This is a genomic window from Streptomyces malachitofuscus, from assembly GCF_055571035.1.
Map to the genome: position 1 here is coordinate 65,491 of NZ_JBVIGA010000005.1, position 23,151 is coordinate 88,641.

The 23,151-nt window shown below is 68.1% G+C and carries 20 protein-coding genes, 1 tRNA gene and 1 pseudogene; 7 read left to right on the forward strand and 15 right to left on the reverse strand.

Translation table 11 applies throughout. The features are described from left to right. Nucleotides 1-9 precede the first annotated feature (9 nt). Genes ACZ44S_RS08685 through ACZ44S_RS08715 form a run of 7 tightly spaced genes read right to left on the reverse strand, consistent with a single transcriptional unit; the run spans nucleotide 10 to nucleotide 7,029 of the window. A complete protein-coding gene (locus ACZ44S_RS08685) occupies nucleotides 10-957 on the reverse strand; it encodes a TauD/TfdA family dioxygenase (RefSeq protein WP_466926026.1) in 948 nt (315 codons plus the stop codon). A 20-nt stretch (nucleotides 958-977) separates the two neighbouring features. Continuing rightward, nucleotides 978-1,808, reverse strand: coding sequence for an alpha/beta hydrolase (locus tag ACZ44S_RS08690; RefSeq protein WP_466926028.1), 831 nt, complete (start codon nucleotides 1,806-1,808; stop codon nucleotides 978-980). After that, complete coding sequence (locus ACZ44S_RS08695; protein ID WP_466926030.1) at nucleotides 1,790-3,394, reverse strand: amino acid adenylation domain-containing protein; 1,605 nt, start codon at nucleotides 3,392-3,394, stop codon at nucleotides 1,790-1,792. The genes ACZ44S_RS08690 and ACZ44S_RS08695 overlap by 19 nt, the downstream gene beginning before the upstream one ends. Beyond that, complete coding sequence (locus ACZ44S_RS08700; protein WP_466926031.1) at nucleotides 3,378-4,580, reverse strand: acyl-CoA dehydrogenase family protein; 1,203 nt, start codon at nucleotides 4,578-4,580, stop codon at nucleotides 3,378-3,380. The genes ACZ44S_RS08695 and ACZ44S_RS08700 overlap by 17 nt, the downstream gene beginning before the upstream one ends. After that, the gene (locus tag ACZ44S_RS08705) at nucleotides 4,577-5,968 is read right to left on the reverse strand and encodes a TrpB-like pyridoxal phosphate-dependent enzyme (protein WP_466926033.1); all 1,392 of its coding nucleotides are present in this window, start codon (nucleotides 5,966-5,968) and stop codon (nucleotides 4,577-4,579) included. The genes ACZ44S_RS08700 and ACZ44S_RS08705 overlap by 4 nt, the downstream gene beginning before the upstream one ends. Then, nucleotides 5,965-6,252: an acyl carrier protein gene (locus tag ACZ44S_RS08710; RefSeq protein ID WP_466926035.1), complete on the reverse strand. Its 288-nt coding sequence runs from the start codon at nucleotides 6,250-6,252 to the stop codon at nucleotides 5,965-5,967. Before ACZ44S_RS08710 ends, ACZ44S_RS08705 begins: the two co-directional genes overlap by 4 nt. 27 nt (nucleotides 6,253-6,279) lie before the next feature. Then, nucleotides 6,280-7,029 carry a thioesterase II family protein gene (locus ACZ44S_RS08715; protein ID WP_466926037.1) on the reverse strand — a complete coding sequence of 250 codons (750 nt, stop codon included), beginning with the start codon at nucleotides 7,027-7,029 and terminating at the stop codon, nucleotides 6,280-6,282. A 434-nt stretch (nucleotides 7,030-7,463) separates the two neighbouring features. Here ACZ44S_RS08715 and ACZ44S_RS08720 point away from each other — a divergent pair, with 434 nt between their 5' ends. Both ACZ44S_RS08720 and ACZ44S_RS08725 read left to right on the forward strand, forming a co-directional pair. Beyond that, the gene (locus tag ACZ44S_RS08720) at nucleotides 7,464-8,516 is read left to right on the forward strand and encodes a cysteine synthase family protein (protein WP_466926040.1); all 1,053 of its coding nucleotides are present in this window, start codon (nucleotides 7,464-7,466) and stop codon (nucleotides 8,514-8,516) included. Then, nucleotides 8,513-9,544, forward strand: a complete 1,032-nt coding sequence (locus ACZ44S_RS08725; RefSeq protein WP_466926042.1) for an ornithine cyclodeaminase — start codon at nucleotides 8,513-8,515, stop codon at nucleotides 9,542-9,544. The genes ACZ44S_RS08720 and ACZ44S_RS08725 overlap by 4 nt, the downstream gene beginning before the upstream one ends. A gap of 55 nt (nucleotides 9,545-9,599) precedes the next feature. Here the strand turns inward: ACZ44S_RS08725 and ACZ44S_RS08730 are convergent, their stop codons facing one another. Next, nucleotides 9,600-10,337, reverse strand: coding sequence for an ABC transporter permease (locus ACZ44S_RS08730; protein ID WP_466926668.1), 738 nt, complete (start codon nucleotides 10,335-10,337; stop codon nucleotides 9,600-9,602). After that, nucleotides 10,337-11,278, reverse strand: coding sequence for an ATP-binding cassette domain-containing protein (locus tag ACZ44S_RS08735; protein ID WP_466926044.1), 942 nt, complete (start codon nucleotides 11,276-11,278; stop codon nucleotides 10,337-10,339). Before ACZ44S_RS08735 ends, ACZ44S_RS08730 begins: the two co-directional genes overlap by 1 nt. 264 nt (nucleotides 11,279-11,542) lie before the next feature. On the opposite strand from ACZ44S_RS08735, the gene ACZ44S_RS08740 reads away from it, so the two are divergent. Both ACZ44S_RS08740 and ACZ44S_RS08745 read left to right on the forward strand, forming a co-directional pair. Further along, nucleotides 11,543-12,634 (forward strand): sensor histidine kinase, encoded by a 1,092-nt coding sequence (locus tag ACZ44S_RS08740; protein WP_466926047.1) that lies wholly within the window; start codon nucleotides 11,543-11,545, stop codon nucleotides 12,632-12,634. A 14-nt stretch (nucleotides 12,635-12,648) separates the two neighbouring features. Beyond that, nucleotides 12,649-13,299: a response regulator transcription factor gene (locus tag ACZ44S_RS08745; protein ID WP_466926049.1), complete on the forward strand. Its 651-nt coding sequence runs from the start codon at nucleotides 12,649-12,651 to the stop codon at nucleotides 13,297-13,299. Between the two features lie 180 nt (nucleotides 13,300-13,479). On the opposite strand, the gene ACZ44S_RS08750 is transcribed toward ACZ44S_RS08745, so the two are convergent. Next, nucleotides 13,480-15,630 (reverse strand): BTAD domain-containing putative transcriptional regulator, encoded by a 2,151-nt coding sequence (locus tag ACZ44S_RS08750; RefSeq protein WP_466926051.1) that lies wholly within the window; start codon nucleotides 15,628-15,630, stop codon nucleotides 13,480-13,482. A 1,067-nt stretch (nucleotides 15,631-16,697) separates the two neighbouring features. Here ACZ44S_RS08750 and ACZ44S_RS08755 point away from each other — a divergent pair. Then, nucleotides 16,698-16,983, forward strand: a pseudogene (locus tag ACZ44S_RS08755) (protein phosphatase); the annotation flags it as partial. A 580-nt stretch (nucleotides 16,984-17,563) separates the two neighbouring features. Here the strand turns inward: ACZ44S_RS08755 and ACZ44S_RS08760 are convergent. Next, on the reverse strand, nucleotides 17,564-17,800 hold the full coding sequence (locus ACZ44S_RS08760; RefSeq protein WP_466926053.1) for a hypothetical protein: 237 nt from the start codon (nucleotides 17,798-17,800) through the stop codon (nucleotides 17,564-17,566). 302 nt (nucleotides 17,801-18,102) lie between these two features. On the opposite strand from ACZ44S_RS08760, the gene ACZ44S_RS08765 reads away from it, so the two are divergent. After that, nucleotides 18,103-18,175 (forward strand) — tRNA-Arg (locus ACZ44S_RS08765). A 47-nt stretch (nucleotides 18,176-18,222) separates the two neighbouring features. On the opposite strand, the gene ACZ44S_RS08770 is transcribed toward ACZ44S_RS08765, so the two are convergent. Both ACZ44S_RS08770 and ACZ44S_RS08775 read right to left on the reverse strand, forming a co-directional pair. After that, nucleotides 18,223-18,513 (reverse strand): hypothetical protein, encoded by a 291-nt coding sequence (locus tag ACZ44S_RS08770; protein ID WP_466926056.1) that lies wholly within the window; start codon nucleotides 18,511-18,513, stop codon nucleotides 18,223-18,225. A gap of 137 nt (nucleotides 18,514-18,650) precedes the next feature. Then, nucleotides 18,651-19,244, reverse strand: coding sequence for a TetR/AcrR family transcriptional regulator (locus ACZ44S_RS08775; RefSeq protein ID WP_466926059.1), 594 nt, complete (start codon nucleotides 19,242-19,244; stop codon nucleotides 18,651-18,653). A 91-nt stretch (nucleotides 19,245-19,335) separates the two neighbouring features. Here ACZ44S_RS08775 and ACZ44S_RS08780 point away from each other — a divergent pair, with 91 nt between their 5' ends. Further along, nucleotides 19,336-20,013, forward strand: a complete 678-nt coding sequence (locus tag ACZ44S_RS08780; RefSeq protein WP_466926061.1) for a nitroreductase — start codon at nucleotides 19,336-19,338, stop codon at nucleotides 20,011-20,013. Nucleotides 20,014-20,605: 592 nt separating this feature from the next. Here ACZ44S_RS08780 and ACZ44S_RS08785 read toward each other — a convergent pair. Both ACZ44S_RS08785 and ACZ44S_RS08790 read right to left on the reverse strand, forming a co-directional pair. Next, complete coding sequence (locus ACZ44S_RS08785; RefSeq protein WP_466926062.1) at nucleotides 20,606-21,112, reverse strand: DinB family protein; 507 nt, start codon at nucleotides 21,110-21,112, stop codon at nucleotides 20,606-20,608. Nucleotides 21,113-21,715: 603 nt separating this feature from the next. Beyond that, nucleotides 21,716-23,056 (reverse strand): ferredoxin reductase family protein, encoded by a 1,341-nt coding sequence (locus ACZ44S_RS08790; protein WP_466926064.1) that lies wholly within the window; start codon nucleotides 23,054-23,056, stop codon nucleotides 21,716-21,718. Nucleotides 23,057-23,151 lie beyond the last annotated feature (95 nt).

The window sequence follows — 23,151 nt, forward strand, 5'->3', positions numbered from 1 at the left end:
GCTGGTCGTTCAGGCGGCTTCGTCCGACATCGCCACCAGGATCCGGCGTCGACCGGTGAACGGACGGCGCCCGTGTCCTGCCGCGATGTTGTCCACCAGCAGGAGGTCGCCGACGCGCCAGTCGACGTCCACCGCCAGACGCATCCCGGTCTCCTGGACGTGGGTGATGTACTCGCCCGGAATGGGGCTGCCGTCGGCGAACGTCGCGTTCTGCGGAAGCTCGTCCTCGGGCACCACGTCCGCCAGCGCGGCGGCGTCCTCGCCGAGGCCCGCCGGGTGCCACTGGTCCGCCTGGTTGAACCACACTTCGGTCCCCGTCACGGGATGCTTCAGGGTCGCCTGCCGCACCTGGCTGACCCACAGGGTCCCGTCCGGCCGCCACTGCCACTCGGTTTCCGCCCCGTCGAGGAAGGCCTCGACCTCACCACGGTCCTCGGTCTCGAACGTCTGCTGCCAGCTCTTGCCGAAGCCCATGCCGTCGTGCAGGTTCTGGGTGTACCGGACGCCGGAGGCGAACGCGGTGCGCACCTCGGGGTCGAGGGCCTCCAGCCACTCCTGCCCGTCCACCACGGGTGTCGCGCCCCCGGTGGCCGGTGCCTGATCGCACAGGAACAGGATACGCGTGGGCCACTTGTGGGCGTACGACATCTCGTTGTGCATGCTGATGACGAACTCGGGCGGGTACTCCGTGGAGGTGTACAGGTTGCGGCCCACCTTGGTCCGCGGTGAGTTGCCGTGGACGTAGGCGAGCCGGTTCGGGAGGAGTTCGGCCGCCACGCTGTCGTAGGAGTCGGCCGACACGCCGAACCCGCGGAAGACCACGGCCTTCTCCCGGGCGAGCAGTTCGCCCACGTCCGTTCTGCCCAGGTACTGGCTCAGTCCTTCCGGGCCGGCCGGGCAGTCCGCGCTCTGCGGATCCACCACCGCGGGCCGCCAGGACCGCTCTGAGTTCACCACTTCTTCCTCCTTGGTCGTTGTCACGGGCGGGGTGCGACGTCCTCCTCGGCCACGCCGGTGAGGTTCCTGGACAGGAACTCCAGCGACGCGGGCAACGCGGCCTCGACGTACTCCCAGTCGTGACCACCTGGTCGTTCGTGGTACTCCGGGTGCCAGCCACGCCGGTCCAGCGCCTCGCGCACCGCCCGGCTCATCCGCACCATCCGCTCGTGGTCCTGCGTGCCGACGTCCAGGTGGAAGGCGGGGACAGCCGCCGTGCCCGGCGCCTCGATCAGCTGGTACGGGTCGTAGCGCCGGCGCGTCGCACTGCCCGGGGGACCCCACACCCGCTCGTGGCTCTCCACCGTCGGCATGACGAAGTCCGGCTCTCCCCGATGGGCGGCGTACGGGTCACCGGTTCGGTGCGGCGCCTCGAAGGCGCCGGCGTAGGAGGCGACCGCCGCGAACAGATCCCGGTGCCGCAGTGCCAGGAACATGGCGGCCGCGCCTCCCATGGAGAAGCCTCCGATCGCCCGTGCCGAGCGGTCGGCCAGAGTCGGGAAGTGCTCGTCCACCGCGGGCACCAGGTCGTGAACCAGGTAGTCCTCGTACCGGAGTCCCGCGTGGTCGTTGATGAACCATCTGCGTCCGCTCTCGGGGAGTACGACGATCAGCCGGAAGCCCTTGAGGGCGTCGAGCAGGCGAGTCCGCCGCAGCCAGGTGTCCCGGCCGGCTCCGTATCCGTGCAGCAGGTAGAGAACCGGATACCGCGGCCCTTGTGCCGTACAGCCCTCCGGGAGAAGGACGTTGACCCGTTTGTCGCGGCCGAGTGCCCGGCTGTGCCAGCGAGGGGTCAGGACGCGGGCGGGCACGACACCCCCTTGCCGGTGCCGGCCGCGGCGGTGAGGGCCCTGCGGTCGGTCTTGCCCGTGGACGTCCGCGGCAGCGCGTCCACCAGATGGAAGTCGGCCGGGACCATGTAGCGCGGCAGTACCGCCAGGCAGTGCCGGCGCAGCTCCGCGGGCGAGGCGGGGGCGCCGTCCGCGGGCACGACGTATGCCTCCAGCCGTGTCTCGTCGTCACCGGCGCCCGCCACGACGCAGGCGGCCTCGTGCACGGCCTCGTACTTCAAAAGCGCCGCCTCGACGTCCTCCAGCTCGATCCGGTAGCCACGGACCTTCACCATGTGGTCGCGACGGCCGAGGAAGACGTATCCGCGGTCCGGGTCGAACCGGACGATGTCTCCCGTCCGGTGGACGGGCGCGCTCCCCACCGGGTTCGGGTCCGCCGGTGCGCCCCAGTAGCCGAGCATCACCGAGTCGCCGCCGATGCACAGCTCGCCTTCCGCTCCGGGGGCGAGCGGGACCGGCCGCCCGTCCTCGTCGACGAGGTGCGCCGACGCGTACGGGCAGGGCCGCCCGATGGGAGGCGGTGTCGTCCGCTCGGGGGTCAGGTCCTCGTCGGTGACGCGGTGGAAGGTGCAGACGTTCGTCTCCGTGGGTCCGTACAGGTTGCACAGGTGTACGCCCGGGATCGCCTCGCTCAGCCGTCGCAGATGCTTGACGGGGAAGACCTCACCCGCGAAGAGCACGGTACGCAGCGCGGACGATCCCAGCAGGGCGTGGTTCTTCGCGTCGAGCATCCGGACCAGCGCACCGGGGACCGAGTACCAGACGCTGATCCGCTCCTCGGCCACCAGGCGGTTCAGCGCCGCCCCGGACGCTCGCTTGCTCTCCGGGACCAGGACGAGACAGGCCCCGGTGCGTGCCGCGGCGAACACGTCGAAGACCGACAGGTCGAAGTGCAGGGGTGCGTGCGAGGCGATCCGGTCCTCCGGGCCGACACCGAACTCCGCGGCGGCCCAGTCGACGAAAGCGGTCGCGTTGCGGTGGGACAGCATGACGCCCTTGGGGACACCGGTCGATCCCGACGTGTAGAGCACGTAGGCGAGATCGGTGGGCGCCACGTCGGGCGAGCGCTCGCCGGGAGACACGGTCCCGGCGACGGCCTTGTCCCAGCTGGTCCATCGGGTGCCGGGCCCGGCCGCCGGCTCCTCGTACGGCTCACCGACCACGACTGCGGCCGTGAGACCGCTCACCGCGCCCACGCCGTCCTCGTGGAGCAGGCGCAGCCGGTCCATGTCGGTGATCAGGCAGGCCGCCGCGCAGTCCGTCAGCATGTAACCGACCCGGACGGGCGGAGCCATGGGGTCCACCGGCACGTAGGCGGCACCGGCCTTGAGTATCGCGTGGATCGCGACAACGGCCTCGATCGACTTGTCCAGCCACACGGCAGCCCGGTGACCGGGGCGCAGACCGGCCTCGCTCAGGGTGCGGGCCAGCGCGCCGCTGGCCCGGTCCAGTTCGGCGTAGTCGATCGAGGTGCCCCCAAGACGTACCGCCTCGGCCGTGGGCCGAGTCGCCGCCGTGTGTGCCAGCTGGTCAGCGAGCGTGGGCAACGGCCCGGCCTCCCGTCCCTGTCCCGGGTCGTCCCGCGCGCCTGGTGATGCCCAGTCGTTCGGCCATCACGAGGCGTTGGACGTCCGTGGTCCCGGAGGAGATACGGACGCCGAGAGCGTCGCGCAGGTTCCTCTCCGCGTCCCGCTCCTTGGTGTAGCCGAGTGCGCCGAACACCTGCATCGCGTCCTGGAAGGTGGCCACGGCTGCCTCACTGACCTGCATCTGGGCAGCCTCGGCATAGCGGGACGACCCGGATTTGGCGAGGTCCCAGCCGGCCTGGTAAGTCAGCAGCCGGGCCTGCTCCAGGCGTACCCACATGTCCACGATGCGGTTCGACACGGACTGGAAGCGGCCGATCGGCTGGCCGAACTGTGTGCGGCTGTGCGCGTACTCGATGCACTCGTCGATCTGGCGCCGCATGGTGCCCAGCAGGGGAGCGAGGATCAGGGCCCGCTCCCAGGCCATCGTGGTGGCCAGTATCCGCGAGCCCTGTTTCTCGGCACCCAGCCGTCTGGAGACCGGAACCGAGCAGTTCTCCAGAGTGAGTTCACCCCATGGTGAGGTACGCAGCCCGGACTTCTCGAACCGCGTGTCCACCGACACCCCCGGCTGGTCCCGTTCCACGAGGAACGCGGTGACGCCGGTGAAACCGAGCTCGAGGTCGACCGTGGCGTGAACGACGAAGACATCGGCGATCGGAGCGTTGGTGATGAACCGTTTGCTGCCGTTGAGGAGGTACCGCTCACCGTCCCGGGTCGCCGTCATGGCCACGGCTGTGGCGTCGGAGCCGGACCCCGCTTCCGTGATCGCGTGAGCGCCGATCAGGGAGCCGTCACCGAGCCCGGTCAGATAACGCCGCTTCTGTTCGTCCGTGCCGAACACCATGAGGGGAAGCGCGACCGCCCACAGATGGGCGCCCAGACTGATCAGCAGACCGTTGTCGGGGCAGCCGGCGCCGAGCCCTTCCATGGCGATGGCGCAGGTCAGCGCGTCCCGCTCGGCGCCGCCGTACTCCTTGGGCAGGGGGAGAGCGAGCACGCCGGCGTCCGCGCAGCGTTTCCAGTCGCCCTCCTGAAGGCGCTGGGCCCTGTCCCGTTCCTCCAGGTCCTGACCCAGTTCGGTGGCGCCCAGAAGCCGCATGTCCTCGTGCAGCTCGGCCTGTTCCCGCGTCCAGTCGAGGTTCACGAGGACACCCCCGCCGGCGCCTGGTCCGGCAGCGCCGCCAACGAGGCGGCGATCTGTTCGTCGGAGACCGCGTGGTCCTCCAGGTCCCCCGCCAGGAACTGCTGGTACGCGGAGAGGTCCAGGAGCCCGTGCCCGCTGACATTGAGCAGGATGACCGTGTTCCTGCGCTCGGCGCGGGCCTTGACCGCCTCGTCGATCGCGCACCGGACCGCGTGGGCGGACTCGGGTGCCGGGATCACCTGCTCGGTACGCGCGAACAGGGCGCCTGCTTCGAACACGGCCTTCTGCCCGTAGCTGACCGCCTCCAGGAGTCCACGGTCGTACAGGGCGCTGACCAGGGGTGCCGCCCCGTGGTAGCGAAGTCCGCCCGCGTGCACTCCTGGCGCGGCGAAGGTGTGGCCGAGGGTGTACATCTTCGTCATGGGGGTGCTGCCGGAAAGGTCGTTGTAGTCCCAGGCGTAGCGCCCACGCGTCATCTTGGGGCACGCCTCGGGTTCGACGGCCACCAATCTGGTGTGTGTTCCCTCGCGCAGCTTCTCCCGGTGGAACGGGAAGGCCAGGCCCGCGAAGTTGCTCCCTGCCCCCATGGCGCCGATGACGACGTCGGGGAACTCCCCGGCGCGCTTCATCTGGAGCAGTGCCTCCTCACCGATCACGGTCTGATGGAGCAGCACATGGTTCTCGCCGCTTCCCACCGCGAAGCGTCCGCTGGGTACGGTTCGGGCGTACTCCAGTGCCTCGGCGTTGGCGATGGCCAGGCTTCCGTGGCTGTCCGGCCGCTCGGCGAGGAGTTCTTTTCCGGCCTCGGTGGTCGCACTGGGGCTGGCGAGCACGCGGGCCCCGTGCAGCTCCATCAGCACCCGCCGGTAGGGCTTCTGGTCGTGGCTGACGCGGACCATGAACACGGTGAGGGCCAGACCGTACATCTGGCAGGCCATGGACAGAGCCGTGCCCCACTGCCCGGCGCCGGAACCGGTGGACAGTTCCTCCACTCCGGCCTTGCGGTAGAAGTAGGCCTGCGCAACGGCGGTGTTCAGCTTGTGGCTGCCCGACGCGTTGGCGCCCTCGTACTTGTAGTAGATGTGAGCGGGCGTGTCCAGGGCCTGTTCGAGCCGGTGGGCGCGCACCAGAGGCGTCGGGCGCCAGCGCTGATACTGCTCGCGCACCTCGTCGGGAATCCGGACGAAGCGTTCACGTCCGACGCTGCCCCGGTACATGGACAGCGGAAGATTGAGCGCCATCCCGTTCGAACGGGGTTCCTCCGACTCCCCGACGGGACGGAGCCGGCGTACATCGGATTCCTGGACATCGACATCCGCGAGGATGTTGTACCAGTGGGTCGGGGTATCACTCTCGTCCAGCAGGAACCGATTCCGTTGCGCCTTCATGCGGAACCCTCGGGCGACTTGTCACGAATGCTTCGGCGAAGCAGCTGCATGAGATCTCCGACCGTTCGGAGGTCGGCCTCCATGACATCCTCGTCATCCAGTTGCACATCGAACTCGCCCTCCACGGCGAGCAGCAACTGAAGCATACTGAGGGAGTCGAGCTGAATCCGTGGCGAATAGAGCGACATATCGTCGCGGATGTCTTCTGGATTCAGGCGAAGGCCCAGGACATCGACCATGATCTTGCGCGTTCGGATCGCTGTCTCTTCACCGTCGTCGTGCACTATGAGACCCCTGTCTCTCGTGGCGAACTACCGCAGGGCCAGACGCGCGCAGACGTCACCGACGACTTCCCGCCCCTGACCCACCAGATAGAAGTGCCCACCCGGGAAAATGCGCAGATTGAATTCGGCGGAAGTGAGGTTGTCCCACGCGGCCGCCCCGTCCCGCGGCACATGGGCGTCGGCGTCACCCGCGTAGGCCGTCACCGGAGTGGACACGGCGGGCAGGCGGACCGGCCGGTAGGTCTCGATCAGCCGCAGATCAGCTCGGACGCAGGGAAGCACCAGGCGCAGCAGCTCCGGGTCCTCCAGCACCGCGTCGTCCATGCCACCCAGTTCCGTGAGCCCCTCCAGCATGCCCTCGTCGTCCCGCAGATGCAGGTCCCGCCGATGCCGGGGCTCCAGCGGTGACACGCTCCCGGAGACGAACAGGTGCACGGGCCAGGCCAAATGGCGGGCCTCCAGACGCCTGGTCACCTCGTAGGCGACCGCCGCTCCCATGCTGTGGCCGAAGAGGGCGACAGGCCGCTCGAGCACCGAGGTCACCGCGTCGGTGATCTGGTCGGCGAGCGAGGTCATGTCGTCCGTGCACGGCTCGTCGAAACGCTCCTGCCGGCCGGGGTACTGGACGGCGACCACTTCCACGTCCGGTGGCACCATCTCGGGCCACCGCCGGAAGACACCGGCGGACCCGCCGGCGTGCGGAAAACAGATCAGGCGCAGCCGCGGAGCACGTACCGGCCGGTACCGCTTGAGCCAGGCGTCCGCAGTACGTCGCACCGGCACGGCTGGTATCACTGATGCCTCTCCCTCCGATAACGAAGACCTCGCCCATTTCTGTTGCCGGAGCATAGCCGGTGTTCGGTGGGGCGTCATCAGCAAAAGCCTTGCGGCAGTTGTTAATTCAGACTGCCTCCAGGCGGGCCGGTGCACTGCGCGTAGAGTAACTCTGCCGGTATCGGCAGACAGTGACGATGGAACACATAGACCCGGAGCAAAATTGCCGTACCACGGGATGCTGGTCCTGCACCGCAATCAACAGGGCCACTTCCGGCGGTTATCGCCCGCACATCGGGCCACATTTCCGTAGGGTGAACACCGGGTTTCCATGTGGCGGCCGTGGGCACTCGGACGCCTTACCTCGGAATCATTTCACTGCTCCATGGTGCCCGACTCAATCAGCTGCACATCGCGAGCCCCGAGGACTGAATGGCATGGTGGAAGCCGCATCCGCTCACGAAGGCGGGAGAGAGTCGGCCCGCATCGGCAGCACCCCTCTGAGACCGCTGCGGATCCGGCTCAGTGACCGGTCGGTAAGGCTCTGGCTGAAGCTGGAGGCGGGAAATCCCTACGGATCCATCAAGGCCCGGACCGCACAGGCATTGCTGGCCTCGCTCGAGGCGAGCGGCGAACTTGTGCCGGGGAGCAAGGTGGTCGAGTCCACGTCGGGCAATCTCGGACTGGCCCTGGCGGGACTGTGCGCCACGCGCGGATACCGGTGCACGCTCGTCGTCGAGTCCAGTACCCCCCGCAGCAGCATCGATCAGATGGCGGCCTACGGGGCTGAGGTGATCACCGCCCCGGAGGTCTCGGGAGGCAGAACGATCGACGCGCGACTGGCCCTGGTCGAGGAGATCCTCGCCCAGGACCCCACGGCCGTATGGACCAACCAGTACACGAACCCGGCCAACCCCGGTGTGCACGAGTCGCAGACAGCACCCGAGCTGGCCAGGGCCGCGCCCGAGGAGGGCTGGGACACGGTGGCGGTCGCCGTGTCGACCGGCGGGACGCTCGCCGGGATCTCCCGGTACTTCCGCAGGCATCTGGCGGCCACCAGGATCATCGCGGTCGACGCCGTCGGCTCGGCCGCTCTGGGCGGGACCGCGGCCGACCGCCCGTTCAAGCTGGCCGGGTTCGGTTCCGGACGGCGATCCGAGTTCATCGAACGGCACCACTGGGACGACGTGGTCCGTCTCCGGGACGCCGACGCCGCCGAGGCCTGTGCCCGGATCCGGAAGCGGAGCGGAATATCCCTGGGCGGCAGCGCGGGAGCCGTGGTGCTCGCCTCGGTTCTGCGGGCCGTCGGCGATCCGACGGCACGGGAACTCGTCTGCGTGTGCCCCGACAGCGCGGAGAAGTACACACAGCTGCGCACCGCGGGGCCTGCCGGGCCCGGCAGGGCGGACGAGAACATCGCCGAGGCTCTGGACCTTCTGGACCTCGCACAACCCGACGAGACCCTGCCGAGAGAGCGAGCCCACGTATGACCACAACGCCCTCCGCACCGATCCGCTACCTCGACAGCGCCGAGGTCGCGCGGCTGTGCGCGGACCTTCCGGTCATCGACCTCGTCCAGGAGACACTGCTGGCGGTCCGCCGGGGTGAGGCCGGCGTGACCCCCGAGGCCGCCCTCCGCTGGACGACGACGGCGGGGGACTCCGCCCGCAGCCTCATTCTTCCCGCCTGGTCCGGCGACGGCTACGGCTGCAAAATCATCAACGCGTCGCTCGGCAACCACCGGTACGGGCTGCCGCGTGCGGCGGGCCTGATCGTCCTCAACGATCCCGAGACGGCGCAGCCGGTGTGCGTCATGGAAGGCGGACGCATCAGCGCGCTGCGGACCGCCGGGGTGTCGATGGCCGCGGTACGCGCCATCCGGGGGCGGGAGGGGGTCGAGAACGTGGCCTTCCTCGGGTGCGGCCTGCAGGCCAGAGTGCACCACGAACTGCTGACCTCGCTCTTTCCCGGTGTGGGCGAGGTCTTCGCGTACGACCGCGAGCGCATCCGCGCCGAGGAGTTCGCCGACGCCGTCCGGGCGGAGGACCCGCAGGCCGCCGTGACCGTGGTGGACCATGCCAAGGACGCGGTCGAGCGCGCTCGGCTGACGATCGCGGTGACCACGACGACCAAGCCCTACGTGGAACTCGACTGGCTGCCCGCCGGGGGGATCTTCGTCAACGTCTCCCTCGACGACGCGGCCAAGAGTCTGCTGCTGGGCTGTGAGCACCTCTTCGTCGACGACTGGGACCTGGTGGCCGCCGACGAGCACCGGCTCCTGGGCGTCCTCGCGCGGGCCGACCTGGTCAGTGGACCGGGCGAGCCCGCACCCAGCGGCGGCAGGGCCGTCGACGCGGATCTTCCCGGCCTGTTCAGCGGCTCCGTCCCCCTGCCCGTCGGCGAGCACGACCGCACCGTGGTCAACCCGTTCGGCATGGGGGTTCACGACATCGCCCTCGCCGCGGCGGTCCACGCCCGCGCGATCGAGGCCGGGCGGGGCATCTCACTGCCCCGGTGATCCGCCGTTCCCTCCGGGCGGTCGGTGGAGCGGGCGGCCGCTCCACCGACTCGGGTCAGACATCGCGCCGACGCACGCACCACCACCCGGCCAGCACGGACGCTGCCGCCCACGCCGCCGTGACGGCGAGCCCGGTCCAGGGAGCGAGGCCTCCCTCGGTGTTCTGCCGGAGTACCTGCTGCCCCGCGCGGTCCGGCAGGTACTCGGCGATCCCGGCCGACAGGTCGCCGACGACGAAGGACACGACCAGCATGAACGGGATGATGATGCTGAGCGCGATCAGCCCGCTGCGCAGTACGGCGGTCAGCCCGGCCGCGAACAGCGTCATCAGAGCCAGATAGACGCCGGCGCCGACGCACGCGCGCAGGGCGCCCGGCTCACCCAGGCCGATGGCGTACTCCCCCATGAAGGCCTGGCTCGTCAGGAAGGCGGAGAAGCTGGTGACCAGTCCCACGACCAGCACCGGCAAACCGATGCTCGCCATCTTGGCCCAGTAGAACTGGTCCCGGTTCGGCACCGCGGAGAGCGAGACCTGCAGGGCCCTGTTCCGGTACTCGGAGGAGAACGCGGCGGTGCCGAAGTAGATGGCCGCGATCTGGCCGAAGTTGAGCGCGTAGAAAGCCATGAACACCGGGTCGAAGTCGGGACTGTCCGCCTCGGACTGGCCGATGGTCGCGAAGACCAGCGCGGAAAGGGCCAGTGTGAGCCCGAACACGGCGATCAGCGAACCCAGGGTGCCGCGCAGCGACCTGATCTTGACCCACTCGGAGTGGAACACCGGGGAGAACGCCATCATCGGGCTCCCTGCGCGGATGCGACCGGGGTCTCGTACGAGGCGCGGCCTGCCTCGTTCGCGATCAACGCGAAGTACGCCGCTTCCAACGTTGCCTCCTGGGACGAGAGTTCAAGGACGGGGACGCCGGCCCCCGCGGTGATGGGCCCGATGTCCTCGAGGCGTGCGTCGTGGACGGTCCAGCCCCCGTTGTTGTCCGGCACCGGCTCGTATCCGTTCTCGGCGAGTACGGAGCGAAGAAGAGCCTCGTCCGAGGTGCGCACCCGCACGCTCGGCGTCACATGCGCGCGGATGAAGTCCTGCATCGCGGCGTCCGCGAGCAGGCGTCCCCGGTCGAGGACGACCAGGTGATCTGCGAAGGATGCGGTCTCGTTCATCAGATGGCTGGAGACCAGGACGGTGCGCCCCTCGCGAGCGAGCCGTCGCATCAGAGCACGGATCCAGACAATTCCTTCGGGGTCCAGGCCGTTCGACGGCTCGTCGAGAATCAGCACCTCGGGATCGCCGAGCAGTGCCGCGGCGATGCCGAGACGCTGCCGCATACCGAGCGAATAGGTACCGATGCGTCGTTTGGCGACGTGCGAAAGACCCACTTCCTCCAGGACCTCGTCCACGCGCCGGGTCTCGATGCGATTGCTCAGCGCGAGCGCCAGCAGGTGGTCACGTGCAATGCGCGATCCATGGGCGGATTGCGCGTCGAGCAGCGCACCCACCTGACGCATCGGCTCTTTCAGAGTCGTGAATGCCTTCCCGCCGATCAGTGCCGATCCGGAAGTCGGACGGCCGAGGCCGAGAACGAGCCGCAGGGTGGTCGACTTTCCCGCTCCGTTGGGCCCCAGGAATCCGGTGACCTGCCCGGGGCGGACCATGAATGTCAGATGGTCGACGGCCCGGAAGGCGCCGTACTCCTTGGTGAGTTCAAGGACTTCGATACCGGTCATGGAAACGAGCCTGCACTGGTCCCGGCAGCGCCACATCCCTCCCGGGTGGGCTTCTCCTCCCTCGCTGGAGGGAGATTTCCCCCTTTCGCGAGAGAACCCTCACGATCGACGTCCGCGGCGCGTGTGCTCTGGCACGATGCCCCTATGGCGTGGCTCTTTCATCCACTTACCCGTGCAGTCACCTACACCCGTTGGCTGCACATGCTCGTGGGTGCTGTGGCCGCCCTGGTCTGTGCCATCCTTTGGCCGGGGATCAATGACGGAATGTCCGCGAGGGATTGGGCACTGGTGCCGCTGGTCCCCGTCCCGCTCCTGCTGACAGCGGCCCTCATTCCCTCCGTGCGACAGATCGAGGACGTACAGGCCCGGATCATGCTGGTACCCGGTCCGCACGCCCGCGTCAAGGACGACAACCGCGGCAAGATCGGCATTGCCGCACAGCCGTCGGCATCCTGGCGCGACCGGATGCGCACGGCCCTGTGGCTGGTACTCAGGCTCGAAGTGGGCTGCGCCGTCGCCCTCGTGACGGCTGAGTGCGTCGAGTCCTGTCTCGCCCTGGTCGGCGGAGCGAGCGGCCAGCACAACGGGGCGGACCTCTTGGTACCGTTCAGCGGCCCCGCCTGGGTCTACGCACTGCTCGTCCCGCTGCCCCTGATCGTCCTGTTCGCCGTGGTGTGCGGTGCCGGCTCCTTGATGGCAGTGGCCGCCGGACGGCTGCTCGGTCCATCTCCGGCCGAACGCATGGCCGCGCTGGAAGAACTCACCGAGCGCCTGATGGAAGGCAACCGCGTCGCTCGTGAGCTTCACGACTCCATCGGCCATGCGCTGACCATCGTGGTGGTGCAGGCCGGGGCGGCGCAGTCGGCCGGGCATCCCGACTTCACGGCCCGGGCGTTGTCGGCCATCGAGGAGACCGGTCGGACGGCGCTGGAGGACCTGGACCGGGTGTTGCGGGGGTTGCGAGAGCAGGGCCAGACTGCAGCCTCACGGCCACTGCTCGATGAGGCGGAGAAGCTCCTGGAGTCGGCTCGCGCCACGGGCACCGAGGTGCACGCCGAGATTCTGGGGCCGGTCGGCCGACTTCCCGGCCCGGTCTCCCGAGAGGGCTACCGGATCCTCCAGGAAGGCCTCACCAACGCCCTGCGCCATGCGGAGAACCGGCCGGTACGGGTCCGTATCGCCGTGACGGACAGGCAGCTCGAACTCGATCTGAAGAACCCCTTGGGCGACGCGCAGCCAGGATCGGGGTCCGGGCTGCAGGGAATCCGGGAGCGCGTCGCCCTGCTGGGCGGAAAGGTTCACGCGGCGGCTGACGAAGGCGAGTGGCGGCTCATGGTGCGGCTGCCCATCGGATGACCTACTCTTGCCGGATGTCGATCACTGTGCTTCTCGCTGACGACGAACCCCTCGTACGCGCCGGTTTGCGCGCCGTACTCGAAGCACAGCCCGACATCGACGTGGTGGGCGAGGCGGGCGACGGGGCGGCCGTGGTGCCGCTGGTGCGACAGCTGCGTCCCGATGTGGTGGCCATGGACGTGCGGATGCCGTTGCTGGACGGGATCGAGGCCACGCGGCAGGTGCTGCGCAGTGTGGACCCGTCTCCCAAGATTCTGGTAGTGACGACCTTCGAGAATGACGAGTACGTCTATCAGGCGCTGCAGGCAGGCGCCGACGGGTTCCTGCTGAAGCGGTCACGGCCGGCCGAGATCGTTCATGCCGTACGCGTCGTGGTGGGCGGTGATTCCCTGTTGTTCCCCGCTTCAATGCGGTCACTGGCCGCCCGATACGGCAACCCTGACACCCGTTCGAAGATGGAGCGCGCGGCACTCACCGAACGCGAGTCGACGGTGTTGAGGCTGATGGCGCGAGGGTTGTCGAACGCGGAGATCGCCGTCGAGTTGGTGGTGAGTACCGAGACAGTCAAGTCTCATGTCCGTTCCATGCTGGCCAAGTTGGGCGTGCGGGACCGCACGCAGGCGGTCATCACCGCGTATGAATCCGGCTTTGTCCTGCCGGAATGAGCCGGCGCCGTGCGCTGTCGGCCTGGACTTCAACGCGCAGTCATCCCACCTGTCGGCCTGGCTCGGGGGGCGCGACTCGGGCGCCCCCCGATGGCAGCAGGGCACCTCGAGCCGACCTCACACTTTTCGTGACACGGGCCGGGCCCTCACGGAAAACGCCCGCTTGAAACAGCGGAAAGGTCAGGGATCAAGCTCAGTGCCACCCTGTCCGGGTCCGACAAACGCATAGCGCATATGTGATCTGCGCTGGCGGGGCCTGCTGTTCACCTTGGGAGGCGCGTGCGCGGGCCGATGTGCCCTTAAATGGACACGAGTCAAGGGAAGAAACGAGTACTCGCTGCCCCGCCCGGGTAGGCGTTCGAGCACCTGTTCGTTGACGAGGGTCTCCAGCAGGTCTTGCGCTTCCCGGGTTGGACACTGCAGCCGGTCGGCAGCCCTCGTCAGCGTGAAGGGGACGGTTTCCTCGGCAAGTTCCTGCAGTGCCTGCCGCAGACGTGGGGCGAGCGACAGCAACACCGAATCGAGCCGGTCCCGGACGCGCACGTCACCGAGAGCGAGTTCCGGCAGTCGGCGCTCCTCATTGCTCAGGTGCTCCGCAAAGCTGGCTATTTCCCAGCTCGGCCTCGCAGCCAGACGCAGTCCGGCGATGCGCACCGCCAAGGGCAGATCACCGCAGAGTAGTGCCAGCCGGTTCGCGGCTTCGCGTTCCTGCAACACCCTGGCCTCACCGATGAGATTGGCCAGTAGTTCCAGCGACTGGCGCCTTCGGAGGGTCGGGATTCTGATGTGGCGGACTCCGTCCCCCAGAACTGACAACGGGGTTCGGCTCGTGACCAGGAGCGCGCTCGTCGTCCCGGAAGGCAGCAGCGGGCGAATGGACTGCTCGTCGGTCACATTGTCGAGGACCACCAGGACACGGCGCTTCCGGAGGAGAGCCTGGTACATCTCCACACGCTCGCTGCCACCGATCGGGACCGCACGCGCCGGGACGCCCATCGTCCTCAAGAAACTGTCAAGCAGAACGTGGATCTCCTCCGGGCTCCCCGATGCCATCTCCGCCCGGAAGACACCGTCGCGGAAGTGCAGCCGCAGGAAACTCACCGCCCGTGTAGCGGTAGCAGACTTCCCCGCACCGGCCGGCCCGTAGAGAGCAACGACGGACGCGGACGACGCCTCGGGCCCGCCTGCTCCCCCGCTACGTGACAGGCACTCCACTGTTCGATGCAACTCGGGGCGGTCCACAAAGGTACCGGCTGCATAAGGAAGCCGAGATATGTCCGCGAGCGTCAGATCGGGCACCGGCGGTGCTGTAACACCGGGATCGCTGTCGGCGCCCAGTATGGAATCCTGCGCTTCGCGGAGCTGGGCTCCCGCTCCAATACCACTCTGCCTGCGCAGCCTCATGTCGATCGTAGTGAACAGCTCAAGCGCCTCCGCTCGCTGACCTGCTCCTGCAAGTGCCGTGATGAGACTGGCGTGGAGTCCCTCATGTAAAGGGCTGCCCAGTGCGACTGGGCCTATCTTGTCTATGACTTCCCCGTACTCCTCCAGCGAAATTCCGAGCTCGGCAAAACGCAAGGCGGAGCCGATCCGCTGAGCGGAGGAATTAATGGCCACCGGATGAGAACATAAACTCGGCGACGCCCCCTCGAGTACATTCCCCCGCCACAGCGACAACATGTCACCCAGCAGGGAAAATTCCCTCATTCCGTCGTTGGCGTTCCGAGCCTGCTGCGCCTTCGCGCTCAAACTCCGAAACCCGAGCAGATCCAGCTGGTCATCGTTGATCTGAAGCTCGTACCCAGAGGCCCGGCGCAGTAGCGCCATGCCACCGTCCTGGGCGGAGTCATGAGCCTTCAGAATCAACCGTATTCGGTACACATATGTGTGGACCAGCTGATCGAAGGAGTCCGGTATGTCGTCGCCCCACAGGAAATTGACGATCTCGTCGCGCTCGGCCGTTTCATTGGCGCGTAGTGCGAGCAGACCCAGCAGCGCCTGTTGCTTTGGGGTTCCCAGCGGGATTCTGGCCTGACCACGGAAAGCGGAGAGGCTGCCCAGAACACGAAGAACCAGAGGCTCGCCCTCCGCATGCGATTCGCTCCGCACAGGCATGGGGTCACTGGCCAGGTCAGGATGATCCGCCAGGCCGAGCACCTCCATCAGCCCCCGTAGCGAACTCTTTCTCGGCGAGCGGACTCTGCCCTGCTCGATCTCGCGGAGCGCTCTGAGACTGATTCCGGCTCTGTGCGCCACGACGCGCTGACTGAGCCCACTTTCGTTCCGTGCGTTCCTGATGATGGCGCCGACATCGCTGCCGGGAGTCGGCATGCTCTGTAACGACACTATTGCTGAGTCCTTTCATAGAATTTTCAACTACAGGATCCGCGTCCACCCACCGAACCGCTGTGGGCAGGCTTGACTGCACCAGAAATTGAGCGCCTCCCGGTAACCGATGCTCACCGAGCGTGATCGCATCGTGCGGATGGCGCAGCCGGGTCGGGCAGCCTCAAGTGCGGGCAGGCGTAAGGCCCCCGGCAGGAGTGATCTCGCGAAAGCAAGATCCAGCGGAGAGGCCTGACGTACCTGAACGAAAGCCGGACAGCCCTGATGACAGGAGCGCCGGCCTGGACGCCGCGCCGAAGCGGGCCGAGGCGGCCGACTCGACCATCTCAACCTGGATGGACCTCGGCTACGAGAACGTGGGAGACGGCTTCCGCTGTCCGGTCAGGAACACGTAAGCAGGGAAATCATCGATACAGGCATTCAACAAGGTCATCCGCGGTCTCCCCTGGCTGCGAGCGCGCGAATTTACTATCCAGAGCCACGCTCAAGCCCCGCCGGGGTTTGGTCTCAACCTCAGCCACATACCTGAACGATCACGCAGCCACGACGGCTCGGCGAGAAAGGCTCATCCCCTCGGCCTGCCACGACGTCAACGGCGACACAGGGCCCTCACGGGCGCTGCACTGAATACCACTCGGAGGGGGTTCTGATCAGCTTCTCCGCCGTTTCGAGGCGGGCGTATCCTGCTGGTGCGAAACGATCTTCGAAAGGCTTGCCCTGGAAAGCAACCAGCTGCGTGCCGTTTGAGTGCCCGGACTCATCTCGGACATCCTCGGATAACACGGAGCAAACTGGAGCCGGGTGGTCCCTGTGACGCATGCATACTCCCGTGAGCTTGTGCGTGCAGTCGTCAGACAATTCGCATCCGACAATCTGGATACTGCTATGTTCAGTTCCCCTCTGTCAATGATCTTTTCGGCGGGTGCGGCGCCCAGGCCCCGCGGCTGGTTCGCTCCGATCGTGGAACAGCACAAGGATGCTCGGCGTGGAGGCAGGCGGGTCGTGAGCCACCCCGGATCGACTACGTGGCGGTCTTCCGAGCCCTCCCCTGCATGGTGGCGCTGCTCACCCCCGACCTGGTCCACGCCGACGCCGACGACGACTTCCCGAGGCCGGCCGGACGCACCCGCGAGCAGCTGCTGAGCCGCTACATCCTCGACGTCTTCTCCGAGACCCCAACGAACCGTCCGCGGCCGGCACGCGGGAGACCCAGGCGTCGATGCTCCGTGTCGCGGCACCGGCGAGCGCGACACCATGGCGCTGCTCCGCTACGACATCGAGGACTCGGCGCGGCCCGGCCACTGGACGGAGCACTACTGGAGCCCGGTCAACGCGCCCGCCTGTCCGCGTATCCCTGTGCATGTCGTGAGGAGTACGCATAGACGTGTCGTTCTGGCCGTACCGGGTCAGGCCACCTGCTCGTTCCCCTGAAGGGCGGCGAGGCGGTTGCGGAGCCGGTAGCCGGCGCCCGCCCCTCCACCCGTGCGGGCTGGACGTGTCCAGTCGGTCCCTGTCCTTCCTCGCCGCTCGCCTGCGAGAACACCGTCGTCGGATCACATGCCGCTGGCACCGGCTCCCGACTCCGCCGCAGACTCCGCTGATCGACCCCCCGGATCACGTCCCTCGTTCAGGCCCGGCTGTGGAGCCGCCAAGCCCTCGTCATGGGAATGATGGCGGAATCAAGGTCACGCGGAAGCTGGATCCAGCAAGGTGCCCGGTGTGCGTTCAGGGGGTGCGGGCCACGCGGACGGCGAGGGAGAGAAGCTTGTTTCCGTAGCCCCTCCGGCCCCCGCCTTCGGTGGTGTAGCTGGCATCTGGGTCCACCCGATGGCGCCGCTTCACCTCTACACCGCAGAGGGACGGGTTTGCGAGCGCCGCTTGACCGTAGACGGCGAGACCCACTACACACCCCTTCCCGTCAAAATAGCTGGAACGCCGAAAGTGGGAGAAGAGCCGCATCCATCACCGCCTCGTCATCCCCTGCTCCCGCGGCAACCGCGAATTGCGTATTCGCGTGGATGAAACCAAAGAGGACCGTGAAATCGATCCGTCCAGCAATAGCAGCGCTGCAACCGGGCCGAACACCTGAGAGTAACCACACGAGCGCGCCGCCGCCCACGGCGCCAACGCCGGCCCCCTGAGCTACATCGGCCACGCCTGGGTCAACAACTCCATCACCCGGGCCCTGGGCCAGAGGCCGTTCGATCTCGCTGCCTGACCCCATCCCCCCGGGCCTGGCGCCCGTCCCGGAGCCTTCCGCACCGAGGCCAACCCCCCGATCTGACCTACCACCCGCAGCCAAGACGACCAACCTTCCGGCCGTCGCAGCGCCAGCCGCTACACTATGGGTGGTTGCACAGCTGCAGGCCAGCCCTGCAACCACACCACTGTTGGGAACGTGTCCGACGCCCGCACCACTCGGGCACTAACTTCAGACACGTTTTCAGACAGATCCCCGCCTTCGTAGCTCAGGGGATAGAGCACCGCTCTCCTAAAGCGGGTGTCGCAGGTTCGAATCCTGCCGGGGGCACAACGCGTTACTGCTCTGACCTGGGGATTCTTCCCCAGGGAGGGCTTCTACTCGGCCTCGGACGCCTCGTCCGGGGCCGTTTGCGTGAGCGGTGCGTAAGCGGACGGAGAGTTGATCTCCGGAATTCCTCCCAACGGATCAGCATCATCCGGCACGGACTCCGGGCCGGGATGCTGCGCGTCGTCGGGCTCGGGCTCCGCTTCGGGTGCTGTGTTCTCGGAGGTGGCGCGGGCGCGTGGGACGAGCCGGGCTGCGGCCTCGGCGATCGCCAGGTCCGCTTCGGGGAGCAGGCTCGTGCAAGTGTCGGCCGTGATGATGATCGAGGAGTGGCCGAGCATCTCCTGGATGTCCTTCAGGTCGGCCCCGGCCGCGTGGGCTGAGTGAGGTCTCCCCCACCCCCCTCAATTCCCGCCGCACGGCCAGGAGTCGCTCGCCGCTGCGATACCGCCGGGTGACGTGGGACCGACAGTTGTGCCTACGCGTCGCCAGGGCGGCGTGGCGCGTGGTCGAGAAGGGTCTCGGCGGCTGCGCGGGCGTGCCGGCCGTAGTCGGGGTCGTTCAGGACCATGGCGCGGCTGACCGCGCCGTCGGCGAGGGTGACGAGTTGCTCGGCGAGCGCCTCCGGGTCGTCGATGCCGAGCTCGGCCACGAGACCGGTCACCAGGGTGAGCATGAGGATCTTCTGCTCGCGGGCGAAGGCGTGCACCCGGCTGGCGGGGTCCGGGTGCTCGGTTGCGGCGTGGATGAACGGGCAGCCATGCACGACACCGTCCGGCCACCGCTGCAGGGTGAACATCGCGAGAATCCTGTCCCTGGGCGGGACATCGGTGCGCGTCAGGGTCTCGAGCAGGGTGTAGCCCGATCCGAGGACGTGCTCGAGCTGTGCGAGGACCAGGTCCTCTTTCGCGGGGAAGTGCGCGTAGAGGGTCCGTTTGGAGACGGGGGCCTCGGCGGCGATGTCCTCCATCGTGGTCGCTGCGATGCCGCGCCGGGCGAACAGGCTGCTCGCGGCGGTCAGTACGCGTTCACGTCCACCTCGCCCGGCCCGGCGCACCGGTTCTGCGCTCATGCCCTCAAGTGTACGTCAGCGTTTACGTGGCGGACCGGGTCAGCTACAGTCACCTAAGTAAACGTGATCGTGTACTTAAGGAGTGACACCGATGACCATCGAGATCGCCGAGGCCGTGGGGCAGCTGATCCGGGAGCGGCGCGCCACGAGGGCGTTCCTGCCGGACCCCGTCCCGCCGAAGACCATCGAGACCGTCTTCGGCCTGGCCGGTTCTGCTCCGTCGAACGCCAACGCGCAGCCCTGGCAGGTCGAGGTGGTCAGTGGTACCGCGCGGGACAAGCTCGCCGACGCACTGGTGGCCGCCCACCAGGCCGGTCGGCGGACGCTGGACATCCCCTACGACGAGAGCATCTACTCGCCGGTCCACCAGCGCCGCCGAGCCGCTTTCGGCGCCGCGGTCTACAGCGCTCTCGGCATCGGCCGCGGTGACGAGGACCTGCGCACCGACTACGACCTCAAGAGCCTCAGCTTCTACGACGCACCGCACGTCGCGCTGCTGTACGCGCCGGAGTCGGCGAACCCGAGGCTGACCGCGGATGTCGGCATGTACGCGCAGACACTGCTGCTCGCCCTGGCGGCCCACGGCGTGGCGAGCTGTCCCCAGGGGGTGCTGAGCTTCTACAGCGAAACCATCCGCGACACGCTCGGCATCACCGGTGGGAAGCTGTTGCTGGGTATCTCGTTCGGTTACGCCGACCCCGACGCCCCGATCAACGCGGTCAACGTCGGTCGTGAGCCCATGCTGGAGACGACGCGCTTCCACCACTGACCGTCATGATCACTCCGTCTGCGCCCGGCCGGCATCGGGTTGCAGCAGCGGCCGGATCTCCTGGGCGCATGCGACGAGCGTCCGCACCACGGGCACATCCGTGCGAGCCGGAGTTGAGCAACGCCGGGTGGTGATCGATCTTTCGGGGCCGAGGCCTGTCGACCAGGCCGCACACCGGCCAGGTCGTGCTTCCGTGCGGGGCGCCACGCCCGCCATGCGCGACCTCCTCACGGCGCAGACCGGAGTCGGTCGCACGCGGCCGTCCGGGGGGATACCAACACGCCAGGGGACGACCTGGATACGTGCCCGGCAGGCATTTCCTGCCGGCCACGCATTCCATTCCGCTGACCGCGCAAGGAAACGATCATGACTTTTCCCACTGACCGGTCTGCCATCTGGTTCGTGACGGGTACCTCTCGCGGCCTGGGGCTGCACCTGGTCCGGCAACTGCTGGAGCGTGGCGACAGCGTCACGGCGACGACGCGTTCGTCCGGACGGCTGCTCGCGGCGCTCGGAGAGGGGTCGACACCTCGCGTCTTCTGCCGCCGCAGGCATCGACAAGACGATCTACAAGCGAAGGAACGTGCCGGATCTAGTCGCCGGTCGTGCCGTCAAGCATCTCGCGCAGGATGTCCAGGTGGCCGTTGTGGCGGGCCGTCTCCTCGGTGAGATGGAGGAGGATCCAGCGCAGGTCGACATGGAGGCCGTTGCGGATGGCTCGCTGGGCACGCTTGTCCAGGCCGTTCCCCGCGACCAGTTCGCGGTAGTGGGCGCTCTGTTCAGCGTATTCGTCGAGCAACTGCGTGAGGGGGAAGTCGACGGCGATACGCATCTCGCGGTCGGGGTCCTCCTCGGTCCAGGGGCCCCGGTCTTCCTCGCCGAGGAAGACCACTTGGAACCAGTAGTACTCGACCCAGCGGAGGTGGTTGATCACTCCGCTCATGGTCATCAACGGTGAGCCCGGCAGGAGCGCCTTGCGTGCGTTCTCCGCAGAGACGCCCTCGCACTTGGCGCGGGCGGTGTCACGTGCGTAGTCGAGGAACGTGGTGAGCTGGGTGCGCTCGTCCCACGCGGGCGGGGTGTCGTCGATTCTGGTCATCGCGCGAAGCGTCCCCGATGACTGCGACCGATGTCGAGGTATTTATCGGCGGACCCAACCTGTTCCGCCCGGCTCCCTGTCCGGCGGGCCGCTACAGCGATTCAGCGCCGGTGGGCCGCCCGGCCTGATCCTCCTGACAGTGCCCAGGCATCGTCGTCACGGGACGGCCGTCGCGGCTTGTTCTGGCTGACGGACTGGCGCGCCGTGGCCGAGGCCGGGTAGCGACGGCAGGCCCGAGAACGGTGGTGAGGGAGAGCCTGTGACGCCGGGCAGGGAGCGGAAGACGGCGCCTGCGAGAGGCTGGGCGGCGCGGTCGTGGTGGTCCAGGTCGAACCATGAGGTCGTGACATACAGGTCGCCTCCGTCGGCGCGCCCGACGGTGACGGAGGCGGAGTTGCTGCGGGGGTGTTGCTCGTCTCCGGCGAGCGTTCGAGAGTGCAGTTGATCACCAGGGCCCGCAGGTCGTCGTACCGGGCCGGTGGTACGTCGGTGGCGGCCGAGGTGCCCGTCACAGCACGGCACCCGGTCGAGCCGGCAGGACACGGCGCCGCGGCGTGCGGTGGCTCCCTGCGCGCGGGTCCGGACGTCGGGCCCCTTCCCGGTTCAGGCCATCCCGAACTTCTCGGCGTGCACCTGCCGCGCGGGCACCTGCAGGTCCCGCAGGCCGGAGAGCACGGCCCCGGTCATGGCGGGCGGGCCGCAGACGTACACGTCACGTTCGGTGATGTCGGGGACCAGGTGGCGCAGGCTGTCCGGGCCGAACGGCGGTGGAGTGCCGTGCTCGCCGGTCCGGCCGGTGAGCAGATGCAGGCGGCCGCCCCGTAGCGCGATCAGGTGGCGCACCTCGTTCAGCAGCACGGCGTCGGCCTCGCTGCGCACCCGGTACAGGACGACGACGTCGCCGGCCGCCTCCTCCAGCATGGCCCGCACGGGCGTGATCCCCACGCCGCCGGCGATCAGCAGGACGCCGGGCCGGGTCCGGTGCAACGAGGTGAAAGCCCCGTACGGTCCCTCGACGAAGGCACGGCTGCCGACCGGGACGTTCCGCAGGCCGGCGCTGGTGCTGCCCGCCGCCTTGGCGGTGAGGCGCAGCCCCTGCACACCCGGCGCCGCGGACAGGGAGAAGGGGTTGGCCAGCCACCAGTGGTTGTGCCCGGGGAACCGCCAGATGCAGAACTGGCCCGCCCGGGCGGGGAACTTGTCGAGGCGTCGGCCGGTGACGTACACGGAGACCACGTTGTCCGACTCCGGTACCACGACCGCCACCTGGAACCGATGGTAGGCGTTGCGCCACAGTGGTATGACGAGGCGTCCGGTCAGCAGGGCGCCGAAGGCGAACAGCCACAGGATCCACCAGTAGGCCGTGGCGAACGCGGAGGACGTGAACGTGGTGGTCTCCTGCAGCTGGTGGACGAACGCCAGCCCCAGGGCCACGTAGAGCAGCAGGTGCAGACCGTGCCAGACCTCGTACCGCAGCCGCCGCCGCAGGGGCCGGGTGGACATCGCGGCGATCACGACGATGACGGCCGCGGCGAGCATGCCCAGCAGGGAGGCCGGCACCCCGCTCAGCGCGACGAACGTCTTCCCCATGGACGTGTCGTCGAGTGTCGCGTAGCCGAGCACCACCAGCGTCGCGTGCGTGAGGACCGTCCAGAGCAGGGTGAAACCGACCCAGCGGTGCCACACCGTGAGCCGGTCCATCCCGATACGGCGGTCCAGCCACGGAATCCGGGCCACCAGCAGCAGTTGGAACAGCATCAGCAGGGCCGCGTGCAGTCCGAAGAACTTGGCGACGGTGAGCACCCCGTTCTTGCCCGAACCGGCACTGAGGAACAGCGCCTCGACGATCACCGCGTTGACGATGACGAAGGTCCACATCGCCCAGCGCGCCGCGTCCACCGGAAGCACGCTGCCTCTGCGCACCGCGTTACTCGCCGTCACCATGGTCGCTCACATCCCCCCGTGGCCGCGGCACGCGCGACCCGTATGCACAAACCCATGAAGATCGAGGGATTCATCCGGATACGCGCCTCGATCGG

What these genes read in the sequence shown, in the direction of transcription:
- ACZ44S_RS08705 (WP_466926033.1), bottom strand. Translation starts at nt 5,968, where the DNA reads ATGAAGGCGCAACGGAATCGGTTCCTGCTGGACGAGAGTGATACCCCG.
- ACZ44S_RS08720 (WP_466926040.1), top strand. Translation starts at nt 7,464, where the DNA reads ATGGTGGAAGCCGCATCCGCTCACGAAGGCGGGAGAGAGTCGGCCCGC.
- ACZ44S_RS08775 (WP_466926059.1), bottom strand. Translation starts at nt 19,244, where the DNA reads ATGAGCGCAGAACCGGTGCGCCGGGCCGGGCGAGGTGGACGTGAACGC.
- ACZ44S_RS08780 (WP_466926061.1), top strand. Translation starts at nt 19,336, where the DNA reads ATGACCATCGAGATCGCCGAGGCCGTGGGGCAGCTGATCCGGGAGCGG.
- ACZ44S_RS08785 (WP_466926062.1), bottom strand. Translation starts at nt 21,112, where the DNA reads ATGACCAGAATCGACGACACCCCGCCCGCGTGGGACGAGCGCACCCAG.
- ACZ44S_RS08740 (WP_466926047.1), top strand. Translation starts at nt 11,543, where the DNA reads ATGTCCGCGAGGGATTGGGCACTGGTGCCGCTGGTCCCCGTCCCGCTC.
- ACZ44S_RS08750 (WP_466926051.1), bottom strand. Translation starts at nt 15,630, where the DNA reads ATGCCGACTCCCGGCAGCGATGTCGGCGCCATCATCAGGAACGCACGG.
- ACZ44S_RS08735 (WP_466926044.1), bottom strand. Translation starts at nt 11,278, where the DNA reads ATGACCGGTATCGAAGTCCTTGAACTCACCAAGGAGTACGGCGCCTTC.
- ACZ44S_RS08730 (WP_466926668.1), bottom strand. Translation starts at nt 10,337, where the DNA reads ATGGCGTTCTCCCCGGTGTTCCACTCCGAGTGGGTCAAGATCAGGTCG.
- ACZ44S_RS08790 (WP_466926064.1), bottom strand. Translation starts at nt 23,056, where the DNA reads ATGGTGACGGCGAGTAACGCGGTGCGCAGAGGCAGCGTGCTTCCGGTG.
- ACZ44S_RS08770 (WP_466926056.1), bottom strand. Translation starts at nt 18,513, where the DNA reads ATGCTCGGCCACTCCTCGATCATCATCACGGCCGACACTTGCACGAGC.
- ACZ44S_RS08725 (WP_466926042.1), top strand. Translation starts at nt 8,513, where the DNA reads ATGACCACAACGCCCTCCGCACCGATCCGCTACCTCGACAGCGCCGAG.
- ACZ44S_RS08745 (WP_466926049.1), top strand. Translation starts at nt 12,649, where the DNA reads ATGTCGATCACTGTGCTTCTCGCTGACGACGAACCCCTCGTACGCGCC.